This is a genomic window from Cystobacter fuscus (assembly GCF_002305875.1).
Classification (GTDB): domain Bacteria; phylum Myxococcota; class Myxococcia; order Myxococcales; family Myxococcaceae; genus Cystobacter; species Cystobacter fuscus_A.
Genome location: NZ_CP022098.1, coordinates 7,945,498 through 7,961,845 on the forward strand (window position 1 = coordinate 7,945,498; position 16,348 = coordinate 7,961,845).

The 16,348-nt window shown below is 66.8% G+C and carries 16 protein-coding genes; 8 read left to right on the plus strand and 8 right to left on the minus strand.

What is annotated here, in order from left to right:
- Positions 1 to 2: 2 nt before the first annotated feature.
- Together CYFUS_RS32020 and folD are read right to left on the minus strand one after the other, a co-directional pair.
- A complete protein-coding gene (locus CYFUS_RS32020) occupies positions 3 to 935 on the minus strand; it encodes an ADP-ribosylglycohydrolase family protein (protein ID WP_095988669.1) in 933 nt (310 codons plus the stop codon).
- A complete protein-coding gene (gene folD / locus CYFUS_RS32025; protein WP_002627251.1) occupies positions 935 to 1,780 on the minus strand; it encodes a bifunctional methylenetetrahydrofolate dehydrogenase/methenyltetrahydrofolate cyclohydrolase FolD in 846 nt (281 codons plus the stop codon). Before folD ends, CYFUS_RS32020 begins: the two co-directional genes overlap by 1 nt.
- Before the next feature lie 80 nt (positions 1,781 to 1,860).
- Between folD and CYFUS_RS32030 the strand changes: the two genes are divergently transcribed.
- The 7 genes from CYFUS_RS32030 (at position 1,861) to CYFUS_RS32060 (ending at position 9,139) form a co-directional block, all read left to right on the plus strand.
- On the plus strand, positions 1,861 to 2,610 hold the full coding sequence (locus CYFUS_RS32030; protein WP_332468442.1) for a TerB family tellurite resistance protein: 750 nt from the start codon (positions 1,861 to 1,863) through the stop codon (positions 2,608 to 2,610).
- A 145-nt stretch (positions 2,611 to 2,755) separates the two neighbouring features.
- A complete protein-coding gene (locus CYFUS_RS32035) occupies positions 2,756 to 4,756 on the plus strand; it encodes an ATP-binding protein (RefSeq protein WP_095988671.1) in 2,001 nt (666 codons plus the stop codon).
- A gap of 27 nt (positions 4,757 to 4,783) precedes the next feature.
- Positions 4,784 to 5,302, plus strand: coding sequence for a YkgJ family cysteine cluster protein (locus tag CYFUS_RS32040; protein WP_095992359.1), 519 nt, complete (start codon positions 4,784 to 4,786; stop codon positions 5,300 to 5,302).
- Positions 5,303 to 5,461: 159 nt separating this feature from the next.
- Complete coding sequence (locus tag CYFUS_RS32045) at positions 5,462 to 5,719, plus strand: acyl carrier protein (RefSeq protein WP_157758783.1); 258 nt, start codon at positions 5,462 to 5,464, stop codon at positions 5,717 to 5,719.
- Entirely contained in the window at positions 5,716 to 6,591 is an 876-nt protein-coding gene (locus CYFUS_RS32050; RefSeq protein WP_095988673.1) for an SAM-dependent methyltransferase, read from the plus strand. The genes CYFUS_RS32045 and CYFUS_RS32050 overlap by 4 nt, the downstream gene beginning before the upstream one ends.
- A 19-nt stretch (positions 6,592 to 6,610) precedes the next feature.
- Positions 6,611 to 7,438 carry an acyl-ACP desaturase gene (locus CYFUS_RS32055; protein WP_095988674.1) on the plus strand — a complete coding sequence of 276 codons (828 nt, stop codon included), beginning with the start codon at positions 6,611 to 6,613 and terminating at the stop codon, positions 7,436 to 7,438.
- 9 nt (positions 7,439 to 7,447) lie between these two features.
- Positions 7,448 to 9,139, plus strand: a complete 1,692-nt coding sequence (locus CYFUS_RS32060) for an AMP-binding protein (protein WP_095988675.1) — start codon at positions 7,448 to 7,450, stop codon at positions 9,137 to 9,139.
- A 28-nt stretch (positions 9,140 to 9,167) separates the two neighbouring features.
- Here CYFUS_RS32060 and CYFUS_RS32065 read toward each other — a convergent pair whose 3' ends face one another.
- Entirely contained in the window at positions 9,168 to 10,040 is an 873-nt protein-coding gene (locus tag CYFUS_RS32065) for an alpha/beta fold hydrolase (protein ID WP_095988676.1), read from the minus strand.
- On the minus strand, positions 10,037 to 10,471 hold the full coding sequence (locus CYFUS_RS32070; protein WP_095988677.1) for a PaaI family thioesterase: 435 nt from the start codon (positions 10,469 to 10,471) through the stop codon (positions 10,037 to 10,039). The genes CYFUS_RS32065 and CYFUS_RS32070 overlap by 4 nt, the downstream gene beginning before the upstream one ends.
- A 137-nt stretch (positions 10,472 to 10,608) precedes the next feature.
- Between CYFUS_RS32070 and CYFUS_RS32075 the strand changes: the two genes are divergently transcribed.
- Positions 10,609 to 11,970 (plus strand): hypothetical protein, encoded by a 1,362-nt coding sequence (locus tag CYFUS_RS32075; protein WP_095988678.1) that lies wholly within the window; start codon positions 10,609 to 10,611, stop codon positions 11,968 to 11,970.
- A gap of 213 nt (positions 11,971 to 12,183) precedes the next feature.
- Here CYFUS_RS32075 and CYFUS_RS32080 read toward each other — a convergent pair whose 3' ends face one another.
- The 4 genes from CYFUS_RS32080 to CYFUS_RS32095 all read right to left on the minus strand — a co-directional run bounded on the left by CYFUS_RS32080 (position 12,184) and on the right by CYFUS_RS32095 (position 15,969).
- Positions 12,184 to 12,459: a hypothetical protein gene (locus CYFUS_RS32080; protein WP_095988679.1), complete on the minus strand. Its 276-nt coding sequence runs from the start codon at positions 12,457 to 12,459 to the stop codon at positions 12,184 to 12,186.
- Positions 12,460 to 12,480: 21 nt separating this feature from the next.
- On the minus strand, positions 12,481 to 12,834 hold the full coding sequence (locus tag CYFUS_RS32085; RefSeq protein ID WP_095988680.1) for a DUF2019 domain-containing protein: 354 nt from the start codon (positions 12,832 to 12,834) through the stop codon (positions 12,481 to 12,483).
- Positions 12,834 to 13,865, minus strand: a complete 1,032-nt coding sequence (locus CYFUS_RS32090; protein WP_157758784.1) for a hypothetical protein — start codon at positions 13,863 to 13,865, stop codon at positions 12,834 to 12,836. Before CYFUS_RS32090 ends, CYFUS_RS32085 begins: the two co-directional genes overlap by 1 nt.
- An 841-nt stretch (positions 13,866 to 14,706) precedes the next feature.
- Positions 14,707 to 15,969: a transposase gene (locus tag CYFUS_RS32095; protein WP_095988682.1), complete on the minus strand. Its 1,263-nt coding sequence runs from the start codon at positions 15,967 to 15,969 to the stop codon at positions 14,707 to 14,709.
- Positions 15,970 to 16,348 lie beyond the last annotated feature (379 nt).

Consider the following 16,348-nt stretch of genomic DNA (forward strand, 5'->3'; position numbering starts at 1 on the left):
ACTCAGGCCGCGTACGCGAGGAGCTTCTCGAGCAGGGGCTTCACCAGTTCCTGGCCACGCAAGGCGTCGCGCCAGCGGCTGGGGATGGCGTCGATTCCCTCGCGCAGCCCGGCGATGCCTCCCGCCACCGTCGCCGTCGTGTCGGTGTCATGCCCGAGCGCGATCGCCGCCTTCACCACCCGCTCGAAGGAGTCCGCCTCCAGACAATCGCGCGCGGAGAGCAGACAATCCACCACGTACCCCGTCCCCTTGCCCCGGTAGGACACGTCCGGCCGCACCGACGTCTCCAGCTCCGTGCGCTGCTCCAGGCCCTCGGGGTACAGCGCCCGGAAGGAGGCCAACGCGTCGGCCCACGCCCGCGAGGAGCCCTCCAACGTCCGCCGCGCCCAGAGGCAGTAGAGCGCGCAGCACACCTGCGAGCGCACGTGCCCGTGCGTCACCCGGGACTGGAGCATGGCGTCGCGCGCCAGCGCTTGATCATCCCCCCGGTGCCAGAGCGCCAGCGGCAGCACCCGCATCAGCGCGCCATTGCCATTGTCCCGCTCACCCGCCGGACCCGCCTTCAAGGCGGGCGCGCCCTCGCGCAGGTTCGACAGGGCCGTGCGCGTCTGGATGCCCACGTCGAACACCTCCCCGTCCACTGCCAGGTAGCCCCGCTCGAACCAGTTCACCAGCCGCCGCCCGAGGTCCTCCAGGTCCAGCATCCTCCGGGACAGGAGCGAATCGAGCAGGCACAGCGCATGCGCGCCGTCATCCGACCACGTCCCCGGCGGCACCTGGGCATGCGCCCGGGAAAAACCCGCCGGAGGCGTGAACTCGAGCTGCGCGGGAGGGGGAATGCGCTCCGGGGAATGGAACTCGTAGGGCACGCCCAGCGCATCCCCGATGAGCAACCCATACAGCCCGCCTTCGATCCGCTCGCGCCGCGTCGGCATCAAGCCCCTCCCTTGGCCGCGTCCAGGGTGTTGCGCATCAACATGGCGATCGTCATCGGCCCCACGCCACCGGGCACCGGGGTGATGAACGAGGCGCGCTCCAGGGCGGCCGCGAACTCCACGTCCCCCTTGAGCTTCCCATCCGGCATCCGGTTCATCCCCACGTCGATGACCACCGCGCCGGGCTTGATCCACTCGCCCTTGATGAGCTCGGGCACGCCCACCGCCGCCACGACGATGTCCGCTCGAGACACCTCCTCGGCCAGGTTGCTCTTGCGGTGGCAGATGACCACCGTCGCGTCCGCCTGCAACAGCATCAACGCCATGGGCTTGCCCACGATGTTGCTGCGCCCCACCACCACGGCGCGCTTGCCCGCGGGATCGCACCCCACCTCGCGCAGCAGCCGCATGACCCCGAAGGGCGTGCATGCCCGCGGCCCCGGCTTGCCGAGCGACAGCTTGCCCGCGTTCATCGGATGGAAGCCGTCCACGTCCTTCTCCGGACGCACCGCCGAGATGATCCGCTCCGCGTCGATGTGCTTGGGCAGGGGCAGCTGCACCAGGATGCCGTGGACCGCGGGGTCCTCGTTCAGCCGCTCCACCACCGACAGCAGCTCCTCCTCGGTGATGCTCGCGTCCGGGTGCTCCTCCCACGAGTTGAAGCCCACCTCCTCGGCCGCCTTCTTCTTGCCGGTGACGTAGATCTTCGAGGCGGGATCCTCCCCCACCCGGACCACCGTCAGCCCCGGCACCAGACCGCGCTCGGCCTTGAGCCGCTCCACTTCCTGCTTCACCTCGGCGCGCACCCTCGCCGCCACCGCTTTTCCGTCGATCAACTGGCCCATAGCGCGGCGGACTCTATGCGAAACTTCCCGCCGGTCTAGGGAGTGACGCACGCGTGGCGCCTGGAAAAGTTCTCGGAGTGATGCTTGGGCTGGGCGTGGGGCTGCTGATCGGCGGCCTCTGGCCCGTCGTGGTGCTCGTGCTCGCCGGCGTCCTGGTGGGCCATCAGCTCGACGGGCTGCTCCAGCCCCCTCCCCGCGCACCCAGCCCCCGCGCGCCCGCGCCTCCCGAGCCCCAGGAACTGGCCGCCCAGCAACACTTCGCCCGCCATCTGTGCGCCCTCTTCATCGAGGTGGCCCGGGCCGATGGCGACCTGGTGCGCGACGAGGTGCGCGTGGTGCGCGAGTACTTCGCCGAGCAGCTGCGCTACGGCCCCGAATCACTCGAGCTCGTGCGCCGCTACCTCAAGGAACACCTCGCCCGTCCGCCCACCCTGGAGGATTCCGCCGCCGCGTGCCGCGACGAGCTGACCATGTCGGCGCGGCTGCTGCTGCTCGATGCCCTGTACGGGCTGGCTCTCGTGGATGGCCAGATGCACCGCGCCGAGCAGGAGACGCTGCGCCGGATCGCCCAGGGGCTCGGGTTGTCCGAGGAACAGATACGCTCCGTCACCGCGCGCCACTTCGGCGAGGCCCAGGCGCACTACACCCGGTTGGGCATCACCCCCGAGGCGACCGACGCGGACGTGAAGCGGGCCTTCCGCCAGCTCGCCGCCATCCACCACCCGGACCGCGTTGCCCATCTCGGCCCCGGGGCCGTCGAACAGGCGTCGCGCCGCTTCCAGGAGATTCGCGAGGCCTACGAGAAGATCCGCCAGCTTCGCGGAGGCTGAGTCCACGGAAGAGGGAGCCGGGAGGAGGACCCTACCCAGAGGGCGGACGAGCGGGAGGCCGGGCCCGGCGCGAGGAAAACCGGGCGGCGGGGTGTTTGTCCGCGAGAGGACTCCGCTCCGGCCGGTCTGGCGAGAAAAGAGTGACATGGGTCAGTTGGCGAAGCTGCTGGAGGAGCGCGGCGAGGAAGTGCTCCACGAGTGGAGCGAGCGCGTGCGCCAGCACCTGACACCGGGAGGCATCTCGCGCTCGGAGCTGGAGGACCCTCTCCCCTCCATCCTGCGCCAACTGGGAAGGGCCCCGTGCGAAGGGGCCTCCGAGGGTCGTTCCGCTCCCGGAATGGGCATGGGTGCTGTCGGGCGCGAGCATGGCGCCCAGCGCTTCCGGCTGGGCTTCACGCCGGGCGAGCTGGTGCGAGAGTACGGCCTGCTGAGCGACCTGCTGCTGGAGCTGCTCGCCGACGAGGGCCTCCAGCTCCCGTTGGAGGAGGTGAGGCTGCTGACACACCTCGTGGCCACGGCCACCACCGAGGCGGTGGAGGAGCACGCCCGCCAGCGAGCGCGCGCCCGGGGTGGGGAGCCGAAGGAGCAAGGCACCCACGGCTGGCGACCCACGGGGGATGGAGAGCGCGCTCGCCTCAACGCCCTCTTCCTGCAGGCGCCCGTGGCCATTGGCATCGTCCGGGGTCCCCGGGCCGTCATCGACCTGGCCAATCCACAGCTGTGCCGCCTCTGTGGGCGCCGCCCCGATCAGGTCGTGGGCAAGCCCCTGCTGGAGGCTCTGCCAGAAGTGCAAGGGCTGGGGTTGGACGAGCTGATCCGCGAGGTGATGACCACGGGCGTGGCCTTCGTGGCCAAGGAGCAGTCGGTCCGGCTCGCGCGGGGCACGGACGGAGCGTTGGAGACCGCGTACTTCAACTTCGTCTACGACGCCTTGCGCGATGAGCGGGGCCACATCGAGGGCGTCATCGTCGTCGCCACGGAGGTGACGCAGGGAGTGCTCGCCCGCCAGCAGGTGGAAGCCCTGCTCCAACGCACCCAGGAGTCCGAGCAGGCCCGCGCCGCGATGATGGATGCGCTCGCCGCGCAGACGCTCGTGGCCGTGTGCTACCTGCGCGGCCCCGACCATGTCTTCGAGACGGCCAATCCCATCTACCGCCAGCTCGTGGGCCGGGACGTGGTGGGCATGAAAGCGCTGGAGGCCCTCCCCGAGCTGGCGTCGCAAGGGTTTCCCTCCAACCTGACGCGGGTGTTCCAGACAGGGGTGCCCTACATGGTTCGGGCCGTGCCGGTCCGGATGGCCCAGGGGCGCGACGGACCGCTGGATGAGCGCCTGTTCGATCTCATCTATCAGCCCGTGCGCTCGCCCCAGGGAGGCATCGACGGCGTCCTCTCGCTGGTGTTCGAGGTGACGGAGCAGGTGCGCCTGCGACAGGAGGCCCAACGGATGGTCAAGGAGGAGCGAGGCCACCGGGACTTCGAGCAGCACCTCATCGGCATCGTCAGCCATGACTTGCGCAACCCCCTGAGCGCCATCCTCCTGGGCCTGCGGCAACTGCTGCGCCGCGAGGATCTGGACGCGCGCACCGTCAAATGTCTCGGACGCCTGCACTCGAGCACCGAGCGCGCCGTGCGCATGGTGCGCGACCTGCTGGACTTCACCCAGGCGCGCCTGGGCGGAAGACTGAAGATCGAGCGCGCGCCGATGAACGTGCACGAGGTGATACGCACGGCGGTAGAGGAGTTGCAGGCGACGCACCCCGAGCGCGCGCTGCGGCTGGAGACGCGGGGAGACGGCGTGGGGAAGTGGGACGGGGACCGGCTCGCACAGCTCGTGGGCAACCTGGTGGGCAACGCGCTCAAATACAGCCCCGCGGGCAGTGTCGTGACGGTGCGCAGCCAGGGCGGAGCCGAGGACGTCCGGCTGGAGGTGCACAACCTGGGGGAGCCCATCGCCGCCGAGGCGCTGCCCCGGCTCTTCCAGCCCCTGCAACGCGCCGTGGGGAGTCCCGACATGGCGAGCCGCAGCGTGGGCCTGGGCCTGTACATCGTGGAGCAGATCGTGCGCGCGCACGCGGGCAGCATCCAGGTGAACTCGACCCCGCTCGAGGGCACCCTCTTCGTCGTGCGCCTGCCGCGCGAGGGTTGACCCATGCTGGGGCATGATGTGCGTGCCATGAAGCCACTCACCGAGGAACAACGAGCCACCCTGGAGGACCTCTACCGGCGTGTCGACGCGCGGGCGGCCTCCATCTCCGAGGGCCATGACTGGTGGCCCTGCCGCAAGGGGTGTGATCACTGCTGCCGCCACCTGGCGGAGCCATTGACCGTCTCCGAATGGGAATGGACCTACCTCTGGGAGGCCTTCCAGGCCCTGCCCCCCATCGTGCGGGAGGAGATCCGGACACGGGTGGCCGGGCTACAAGACACACAGCGGCCCTATACCTGCCCCTTCCTGGATCGTGAGTCCGGAGGGTGCCGGGTGTACACACACCGCCCCCTGGCCTGCCGCACGTATGGCTTCTACGTCAGCCGGGGCGTGGGCACCTGGTGCCACTTCATCCACGCGTTGCTCGAGCAGCACGGAGAGGGGGACATCCTCTGGGGCAACCACGACACCGTGGAGGCCACCCTGGAGCGGCTGAGCGGTCCCCCACTCTCGTTGTTCCAATGGTTCTCCGCCCACCCCGGCTGACCGATGCCGGCGCCAGTCCCAGCTCCAATGCGAGCGGAAATCCGCTGGGACCATTCATGTGAGGTGGATGACATCTCCCGCCCTCCTACTCATGAGTACTAATCTGTAAAACGTGCATAGCTTGACATGGCGGTATTTATTTCAATACCTTTTCCATCCATGATCCAGCCGGATATCGAAGACGCCATCAAGAAGATCGTGCGGAGCACGCTCAATCTGCCCGAAGGCGAAATCGAGTCGTCCACCAACCTCCGGGATCTGCCTGGAGTCGAGTCGATCAAGATCCTCCGCATCGTCGCCAGCCTGGAGAAGAAGTTCGACGTCCGGCTGGATGATCAGGTCGTGTTCCGGGTGAGCACCATCGAGGAGCTGGCGGGCGCGGTGTCGAAGCTGGTCGAGGAGCGGCAAGCGCCGTGAACACCACCGGCCAGGAGGAGACGCCTCGGGCGGGGGAAGGTTGGTCTCACGGGGTCACCAACACGCACTACGATCAGGATCCACGTCTCTTCCAGCTCTTCCTGGATCCCTCGATGAAATACAGCCCGGGCTTGTTCCCGGAGGGCAACGAGGATCTCGAGACGGCGCAGCACAAGAAGATGCACTTCATCGCCCGGCAGCTCGGACTCCAGGGCGGAGAGCGCGTGCTCGACGTGGGGTGTGGCTGGGGCAGTCTCGTCTGCTTCCTGGCGCGGGAGTATGGCTGCGAGGTGGTGGGCGTGACGCCCGCTCCGCGCCAGGCCGACTACATCCGCACACGCGCGGCGCGGCTCGGCATCGCCGGGAAGGTGCGGATCGAGGTCGGCCACTTCCATGAGGTCTCGCTTCCCAAGGGCGCCTTCCAGGGCATGAGCTTCGTCGGCTCCATCACCCACTTCCATGACAAGCCGGGGACGCTCGTCAAGGCCTGGTCACTGCTCAAGCCCACCGGCAACGTCTATCTTTCCGAGACCTGCTTCTGCAACGCGGCGAAACGGCGGGAGTTCGAGTCCCGGCCCGGCACGAAGTTCGTGCTCCAGGACACCTTCGGCTGGGCGGAGCTGCTCCCCGTCTCGGACTACGTGCGCTACTTCGAGGACGCGGGCTTCTCGCTGCGCGGGCTGGTGGATCTCACCGCGGAGTACTCCCGGACGATTGAACTGTGGAGCGAGAACGCGCGGCGCAACAGTCAGGCGCTCGACGCCATCGAGCCGAACCTGTCCGAGCGGCTGCTCAAGTACTTCGAGATCTCGAACGCGGGTTGGGGTTACACCAGCAAGCAATACGCGCTGGTCGCATCGAAGCGCCGCTAGTGGCGTCACGGGGGGGCCTATGCACAAGACGTACATCCAGCCAGAGCGCATGCGCCGGCTCGTCACCGAATACATCGATCGGTGGGAGACGAAGCCCTGGGGAGCGGTGGACATCCCCTGGGAGCAGCTCCAGGCGGACCGCCTCACCGAGGCCCAGGGGTCGGCCATCCGCTTCGTCACCCTCATCGAGGATCACGTCCCGGGCTACATCCAGGACGTGCTGAAACACTTTCCAGCCGATGACTCGGTCTCTCCCAGCCAGTTCATGCACAACCGGGAGCTCTTCCGGTTCTTCATGCGCTGGGCCCAGGAGGAGGACCGGCACGCGGATGTCTTTGGCCGCTACCAGGTGCGCGCCGGCATCCAGAGCGAGGAAGCCCTTCACGCCGAGCTGTGCCGGCAGGGCCGCAAGACGTGGCACTTCCCTCGCGAGCTTCCCGTCCAGATCTTCACGTACACCGTCATCCAGGAGAAGGCCACCCAGCTCTACTACCAGATGCTGGGCCGGTCGGTGGAAGAGCCCGTGCTCAAGGTGCTCCTCAACCGGATCCAGAAGGACGAGGCCCGGCACTTCGCCTTCTACGCGAGCATCCTCGAGGCCTACATCGAGGAGCTGGGACAGGACATCCTCCCGGCGATCCAGGAGGCGCTCCAGTCCTTCAAGATGCCGCTGGCCGAGCAGCTCGACAACTACTGGCGGTGGTCGTTGGAAGTCAGTGACACGGCGGGCGGCTATGATCACACCGTCGCCTACGCGGAGTTGCTGCGCGTCGTCCAACGGGCCGCGAACGCATCCAGTGGCTCCCAGAAGCTGGCGGAGTGGGTGCGCGCGGTCCGCGCCACCTAGGAGCGGGACATGACACCCGAGCACATCTCGACGCTGGTGGAGGCGCTGCGGTGGACCCGGAGCGCGTTTCCCACGCGGGGCTATGCGTATCCCGCGCAACACGCCTTCCTGAGCTACGAGGCGCTGGACACGCGCAGCGAGGTCGTGGCGCGGCGGCTGCGAGCGCGGGGGCTCGAGCGCGGGCAGCCCGTGGGCCTGCTGCTCAAGACGGGCCCCCAGTTCCTGCTGTCCTTCTTCGGCGTCCAGCGGGCGGGAGGCGTCCCGGTTCCCCTGGCCCTGACGGGCGGCAGGGATCTCTCGGGCTACTTCGAACACCTCGCGCCCATCCTGAGGGATGGGGACATCCAGTGGTTGTGTGTCGAGACGTCGCTGATGGAGCTGCTCGGCGCGGGCCAGCCGCCCGAGGGGTTGCTCCTGTTGTCCAGCGAGGAGCTCGTCGCGGAAGGTGGCGCGGGCGAGGGCCCGGAGCCCCTCGAGCCGGAGCCGGAGGAGCTGGCGTTCATTCAATACACCTCCGGAAGCACCGCCGCGCCCAAGGGCGTCGCCATCACCCACGCCAATGCCCTCGCGGGGCTGCGCTCCATCGTGGCGAGTGGAGGGTTCAACTCCGAGGACGTGTTCTGTGGCTGGCTGCCCCACTTCCACGACATGGGACTGGTGGGCATCCTGTTGACGAGCCTCTTCAATGGCTGTCAGGCGCATGTCTGGTCGCCCTATTCCTTCATCAAGGATCCCGCCGGCTGGCTGGCCTACTTCTCCAAGGTGAAGGCCACCATCTACACCGGACCGAACTTCTCCTATGCCTGGCTGTGCGACGGCGTGGAGCCCGGAGAGGTCGCGGCGCTCGACCTGTCCTCGGTGCGCCTGGCCGTCAACGGCGCGGAGGCCGTGGATGCGCGGCTGATGGAGGCCTTCGCCGACAAGTTCGCCCCCGCCGGACTGCGGCCCGAGGCGCTCTACCCCGTCTATGGGCTGGCGGAGGCGGTGCTCGCCGCGACCTTCCCCGCGGTGGGCGAGCCGGTGCACGTGGACTGGGTCGATCGCGCGGCCCTGGGCAATGACCGGGAGGTGCGCCGGGTGGAGCGCTCGACAACGGGGAGCCGGGGCGTGGTGGCCCTGGGGCGACCCGTGGAGGGCCTCCAACTGCGCATCGTGGGAGAGGACGGAGCGGTCCAGGGCGAGGACCGGGTCGGAGAGATCCAGCTCCTCGGGCCGGCCGTCATGCGGGGCTACTACCGCAACCCGAGTCTCACGGCCGGGATCTTCCAGGAGGGATGGCTGCGCACGGGAGACCTCGGCTACCAGAAGGACGGCCGCCTCTACGTCGTCGGCAGGGCGAAGGACGTGCTCAAGCAGGCGGGAGAGAGCTACTACCCCGAGGACATCGAGGCCGTGGTCCGTCCCCTGGAGGGCGTCCACCGGGGAGGCTGCGTCGCCTTCGTGGGAGGGCCCCTGGGCGAGGAGCGCATCATCTGCCTGGCCGAGACGGGGCTGCGGGAGCCCACCGCGCTCGAGGGCCTGGCCCGGGAGATCGGCAAGGTGGTGCGCCGCAAGGTGGGCCTCGCGAGCCTCGAGGTGCTGCTCGTGAAGAAGAGCTCCATCGCCCGGACGACGAGCGGCAAGTTGCAGCGCCACGTCATGAAGCGCAGGAGCCAGGAACCAGGGGATGAGGCGTCCCTGCTGTTCCAGCTCCGCCTCTGAGGCGTGGCCGCCCCCTTCCCCACCGCGCTCACTCCCGGGACAGCCACTCCTGGCGGAGGAACCCGACCAGGGCCCGCGCCAGCTCCTCGGGGTGGTCGAGCGGGACGAAGTGGGTTCCGCCCGGAATGTCCACCCGGGTGGAGCGCGGGAAGCCCGCCTGGAGTTCGGCCATGCCCTGCTCGCTGGTGACGATGCTGTCCGCCGCGCGGATGAGCAGCGCCGGGATGTCCACGAGCGGCAGGAGCGGACGGAGATCCCCGGGGCTCCAGGTGGCGTAGGTCTGGGAATCGAACTTGACCGAGAAACCCTCGGGCGTCTGCTTCAGGCCCGTGGCGATGAAGTCCCACAGGGCCGCCTCGGTCACGCCCACGCTCGTCTTCTGGATGCCACGGATGAGCTGGCGGATCGCCGTCTCCGCGTCCGCGTGGCTCCGCCGGATGCTGTCGGCCCGCGCATGGAAGAACTCCACCTGCCAGGAGGGCACTCGTGGATCGATGTCGACCCAGGCGAGCGCCGAGGGGCGCGGACAGTCCGCCTCCCCGCGCGCGCAGCGTGCCGCGAAGGCCGTGACGGCCAGAGCGCCCGCCGAGTGCCCGATGACCGCCAGGCGTGACGGTGCGAGGTGGCGCGCGACGCGCTCCAGGTCCGTGGCGTGATCGGCCGGGTTGTAGGCGGGCGGATGAACAGGCTCGCTGTCACCGTGTCCGCGCATGTCCATGAGCACGGCGCGCACGTCCAGCTCGCGCAGGAGCAGCCGCGCGACCGGCCGCCACACGCCGCGGTGACTGCTGTTGCCATGAGCGAACAGGAGCGTCGGCGCACCCGGACCCGCCCCCAGCACCTCACAGGCGATGCGAGGGCCCGGGCCCTCGACGAACAGCGCCTGTTCGCTCGCGCTCATGGCCGGAACTTCCGTGGCAGCAGGGTGTAGGTGCCCAGGGCGGTCGCCACGTGTCGGCCGCCCTCGGTCCGCGCATCCATCCGGGCATGGAACAGCTCACTGCCTTTCTTGAGCAGCTCGCCCGTGGTGATCACCCGCTCACGGGCGGCGACCTCCAGGAAGTTCACCTTGAACTCCGCCGTGACGAGCCAGTTTCCCTCGCTCCGGGTGGCACAGGCGAACCAGCCCACGCTGTCGAGCACGGTGGCGATGAGGCCTCCGTGGATGCAGCCCGCGCCGTTGTTGTGACGGTCATCCGGCTCGAGCGCGAGCCGCGCCCGCCCCGGTGCCAGCTCCTCGAGGGTCTGCTTCACGAAGCTCAGCGCGGGCGTGCGATCGAAGAGCCTGCGGAGTGAGGCGAAGTACAACTCGTTGGGTGACTCGGACGTCATCGGCTCTCCCCCGGAGGCGAGGAACGTGAAGAGGACGCTCAGTATAGGTGTTTTTTTCGAGAGGCGTTGCAACCGTGCGTGGCCGCGGGCAGAAGGCGCGCGGCGGTCCTCCCGGGCCGCCGTTCGCTGGAGGAACGATGTCCCGCACGTGGAGCATGTCCACGCTGTCCTGCGGCACGCTGTCGACGCCGGATGGCACGATCACCGCGTCCAGCGCGTGGCTCGTCGCCGAGGAGCTGACCCAGCACGACAGGGCCGTGGAGCTGGTGACGCACGAGGCGGGGCACAACCTCTCCCTGGGCCACGCGCGCTCGCGCGACTTCGGCGCCGAGCCGCTCGGCTACCTGGGCACCCCGGGAACCGTCGTGGAGTACGGGGACGTCTTTTCCACCATGGGCGCGTGGAACCTGGGCCATTACGCGGCGCCGCACAAGGCACGCATCGGCTGGCTGGACGCGGCCTCGGTGGCGCGGGTGGAGGGCGTGGGGGGCACCTTCACGCTCGCGCCGGTGGTGTCCTCCGGTGGGTTGAAGGCCCTCAGGCTTCGCCGTGGCTCCACGAGTGGTGGCTGGCTGTGGTTGGAATACCACCAGCCGCTGGGTGCCTATGAGGGGACGCTGGATGCCCAGGCCTTCGGCGGCGCGCTCGTGCACTACGAGGACGCGGAGACGCGGGAGCGCTCGGACCTGATCGACTTCACGCCGGAGACCGCGTCCTGGAGCGATCCCGTGCTGCGGCCGGGAAGGACGTGGAACGACCCGTACAGCGACCTCTCCGTGACGGTGGAGTCCGCGACGACCGCGGGGCTCACGGTGAGCGTGCGGTATGAGCGGAAGCCGTGCGTACGGGCACTTTCCCAGGTGAAGGCGACGCCCTTCTCGGACACGGCGTCACCCGGGGGGCGGCCGGAGTTCGAGCTGGCCCTCACCAATCCGGACTCGGCGGGTTGCGGCCCGAGCACCTTCCAGCTCTCGCCCATCATTCCCAGCGGCTGGAGCGCCGATCCCCTGCCCTCGCAAGTCACGGTCGCCGCATCCAGCACGGCCTATCTGACCCTCCAGACGTATGTGCCCTACCGCATGGAGCTCGGCCTCTACACGGCGGGCGTGGCCGTCACCCGCGACGGCTACACGGTGGAGGGCACGAGCACGGTGAGGCTCGTCGAGCGCTGCATCCAGACACCGCCCACGCTCGTGTTGTCTCCGGCGACGCGGACGGCGGCGGCGGGCTCGACGGTCACCTGGACGGTGAACGTGACCAACAACGACTCCGCCTCGTGCAATTGGGTCTGGTATGACTTCGTGTCCACCCTGCCCTCGGCGTGGGAGACGATCTGGTCCGATTGGGGAGTGAATCTGCCTCCGGGCGGGACCTTCACCTTCACGATGACGAAGACCCTTCCCACGAGCGCGCGGGGGAGCCACACGGTGGACCTGCGGCTCCATCAGGATGACTTCGGCCTCGCGGCGAGCACCACGGCCACCGTGGTGGTGGAGTAGCCCCCGCGCGGGGCGGCGGAAATCGAAGCCGCTAAGGCCGGATTCGCCTCCACTCGGGACCAGAGGCACACCCCCCGTTTCCCCTCTGAAAATGGGGCGCCCAACGACACGTGCCCCCTTCCCATCATTCAGCCGGTCCGATTTCGGGCTGTTTTCCCCTATCCAGCGTGCTCGGTAACACCGGGCTGCCGTCGCGCCCCATGGCCGGGATGTCTACGGCTCTAGGAAGAATACAAAGTCTTCCACGCACTCCCCTCCAACAACCTCGCACTCAAAGCCATCAATTCTGCCAGGAGGATACTCAAACACCTTCCACGTCACGACCACATCATCAAAAGAGTAGTCCGCCCAATGTTCACGCGGTGCCCCGCCGCCGCCCTCCTCCCCGGGCACTGTCTCCCAATCAAGGTAACTGAAAGGCACCTCAACAATTTCATCAGTTTCGTCAACCCGGATCTTCGCTGTGGTATTGCTCCGAACGTGCGCCATTGTTGCCCCTTTATGTGGTCCTTAATCAACATCCAACTTCCAAGTGCCCTCATCCCAATACTTCAACGCCCGGGATGCCTCAAAAGGAATCAGACCTTCACCCTTGGCGGCCTCCCTAAGAACGGGCAAGGCTTGTTCCGGCCTATCGCTAAGCAAGAAACCCGCCGCGTAGACTCGCACATCCATACGTGAGTGCGTCAGCAGTCGTGCGAGTGCATCCCGTCCAGCCTCGCCATGGTCGCGTAGCTTCTTATAGGCGGCTATGTATCGCTTCGCTTCCTTATCCCCTCCCTTACTAGGGTCGCCACGCATGATAGCGTCTGTTTGTGCAGCCACGTTTCGGGCGAACTCCTCCACTATGCTCTCCAGGTCCATCACCAAACCCCGTTCTTGATGTTCTCTATCGCAAGCAAACCGAATTCCCTCTGTGCCTCATAGGATTGAGTGCTAAGCCATTGCCGCACCGTCAGCCTTGTTGACTTGGTGATGAAAAATCGAATCCTTGAATGGAAGGCGCTCACCTTGTCGTGTAGCGCCTTGTCCATTGCAATAGCGTTTTCAGTGTTGTGCAGGGCTTCTCCGCCAAACCGCTTCGCGTTGCCCGGAGTTTGCTCCACGATGTGATGCCATTCCTTTCCCGTGCCCGCTGGTCCCATGGCCGACTTGAAGCCACTAAACGACCCCCACGCCCTGTGCCCGCTGGGGAGGAGCTTACCCCGAGTCGGGGCAGGACGCCCAGCGCCAACGCCCCGGGCAGCCATGGCCATGGCATGAGGCGCCAACACCACGCGGATCGTTCCCTCTGGCACAGAGACAATAAGTCGCTCGGCTCCGGTTGCCGTCTCCAGCAGGCCCAACCCGGTACGAGTCGCGACTTTCTCCGACGCTTGCGCGAATCCGGGGAGCTTCGGGGCCTTGGACGCAAGGGCCACCGTTTCACCAATGGCCGCCGTCCCTACGATGACGAGAATCCGCACACTGTTGGGACCGATGACGCGCCCGAAACGCTCGCCAATCTCGCGCAATTCCGCAAAGGTAGAGGCCCGGGGTGCATCCTCGTAAAGCTGCGCATAGGCCCGCAGCAGATCGAAAAATTCATAACCGAGATAGCCCCACAAAGCGGCACTAAACACCAGGGCCGCGCCCTTTGTTATCGGCTCGGGCACTGGCGCCACCAGCAGCGCCATATAAACCGTGATGCTAATGCTAATCATCGCGAGCATTCGCGTAGGGTCGAGCATGGCCCGCACTTCCGCGTTTACGCCTTCCAAGGCAGGGCCCACCGCCAGGGCGAGAGCAAGGCTTCGCTTGTCGCCGTCCTGTAAGCGGGGCCCGTCTTCAAACAGCGTCAGGCAATCCCCTGGGGTGCCGCACCGTTCGCAAAAAAGCCCATAGGACCGGGCCATGTCTGATTGCCACGCTTCGCCACTCAAGGGCGCGGAAGCCAACGCCAGCCTACGCCCGACATACAGAGGGGGGCGGGACGCGGCCACCCGAAGCGGCATGTTAAGCCAAAGGTTTGTCATGGCCGCCGAAAAGTCGGCGTCGCTCACATGCACCGGCGCGAAGTCTGTTGGCAGCTTGGTAAAGATAGCCTCTTCCTGGCCCCCGCCCTCGGCTTCCGAGTCCAGCGCCCACGGTTCGGGCGAGTCGTGCGGCGCGGGCGATCGGTAGCGGGAGGCCGTCAACCCTCCATCTATGGGGGCCCCCGTGGAGCACGCTGTCACCAGCATCAAAGCCGCCAGCGCCAGCGCACCCACGCGCAAGGGCCGCCGTGTGTCCACGGGGCGAGTATCGACAAAACGCCTAGACATTGCCGCACCTCTCCGGGCGAGCTGCCCGAGCTGGAAGGCCAAACCCGCCGATTACAGAGAGGGAAGACTGCGCGGTCAAGACGTCGGGTCTGGTAAGGCGCTGAGAGCCCATCAGTTAGGTTGTGTCTCCCTCGGGCCGGATGGGGCGGCGGCACTACTCACGCGCCTTTCCTTGCTCTCTCCCTTGCTCTACGGCGGGAAGGTGACGTTCCCTAAGGAGGCTGGAGGAAATAACTTTGCCGATTCGGGCAGGAGGCTCGCTCGGGAGGTCAATTGCTCTCAGATAACTTATTTTCTCCAGCCTCCTAAGGTGACGGTGCGGGGCCCCTGCGATTCCCACAGCTTGAGAGTGCACGGGCAGGTGAGTTGCCCCGGCTCCCTCTCGGCGCCCACCACGACAAAGCCCAGGGCACCCTCGTGAGTGGCAAGTTCATCAGGCTGCCATCTTGAGCGGGTGAGGGGGAAGATAGGCCTTGGAGCGAGTGGCGAGGATTTTCGCCAGCAGCGAGCAAGGGGCGTTGGAGGCGAGAATTCTGTCCACCTCGGACTGGAGGGTGGCTCGCACAATGTGCTCACTGGGTCCGGCCTCCTTGCGCAGAGTGCGGAACCACAGTGGCAGTCTGTCCCACACCTGGTCAGCATACAGCAGGGAGAGCATCTGGAGCAGGCCCAAGCCAATGGCCGCGATGGCGACGAAGCGCTCATAGGCCTCCAGCTTACGAGCCACCTGTGCACGGTAGTGCTCGCCTGCGCGGTGCAGGTACTGTTCGCCATCCCCCCGCTTGCGCTTTTCCATGGCCTTCATCCAGAAGCGGTAGCAGAAAGCAAACACCCTTTCCACGAGGGCGCGGAAGCCCACCTCAATCTTGAATCTCCAGCCGTAGGCCACTACAATGGCCTCCGCGCTCAACGCAGTGCGAGTGGACAGGAATATGGCTTTCCTGCCTTTGTCGTCAATCGACAGAATGAACTTGACGAGCCGCGTCTGCCAGTACAGCTCCACCTCATGCAGCAGCGCCTGCTGCCTACGTCCGTACAATTCCACTTCGACACCGCGAAACAACGCCCCGCGGGCAAGGAGTTCCTGGAGCACCACCTTCTTGCCGTACTTCTTCGGCCGCCCGCGCGTGCGCTTGCGGACTTTGGGCGCGGGCTCGAAGGCCACCGTGTTCAGTCGTACTCGGGCAATGAGGTGGAAGCCCGCACACAGCAACCCCTCAATGAAAGGTCGACAGGCATACTGGCAATCCGCAAGCACTGTTCCCGCCATGCGGGCGGTGGAAACCACCAGTTGGTGCATACGGGTGACATGGGTTACCTTTTGAGAAGGTGAGGCTTTGATTCCATCCTGAATGGAGAGTCTCACGGGAATGGCGAACAGGCGTGAGCCCGCTTGGGCCAGCAGGCTCAAGGCCCCCCAGAAGTGGCCCATGACAAACTCCGGCTTGTTGTTGTCCTCCGAGGCCTGGTGCGGCGTCTTCACCCCCGGCATCTTCTTGCCCGCCTTGGCCGACACCAACCCGTCCACCACGTACACCGGCTGGCCCTCCAGGTTCAGCACGGGGGCTTTGCGCCCGAGCAGTTCCACCCAGCGTGTGCACAACGCTTGCGCACTGAAGGCCGAGGAATGAAAAAAGTGCAGTAGGTTGTAGTACTCGCTGGAGGCCAGCCCGAAGTAACGGATGACGCTGGTCAGCCCTCAACCATCGAAGTGGAGCAGGAAGGCCCAGACACTCAGGACGAACCAACCAAATGTCGCCTGGCGCCGAAACACGGCGCGCAACTCGGAGAGCCAGATGTCTACCTCGCGGACAAGTTCCATCTCGACGCTACCTCTGAAGTCACAACTCCAGAAGTCAACCAGGAGCAAGCAGCGCGCCATTCCCCCACAGGCGCTTCAACTGCATCGACCTCGCACTCCACGCTTACAACTTCAGATAACGGAGAACTTTTCACTCACGAGCTCTCAGCGGCTTGAGTCACTTCTCGCTGGCTGGCAGGTGATTTCCATCCAAGACGCGCACCAGGTAGCCCACCCCGTGAGGGCCACCTGGTCCGGCGTGTACCCAAAGGCT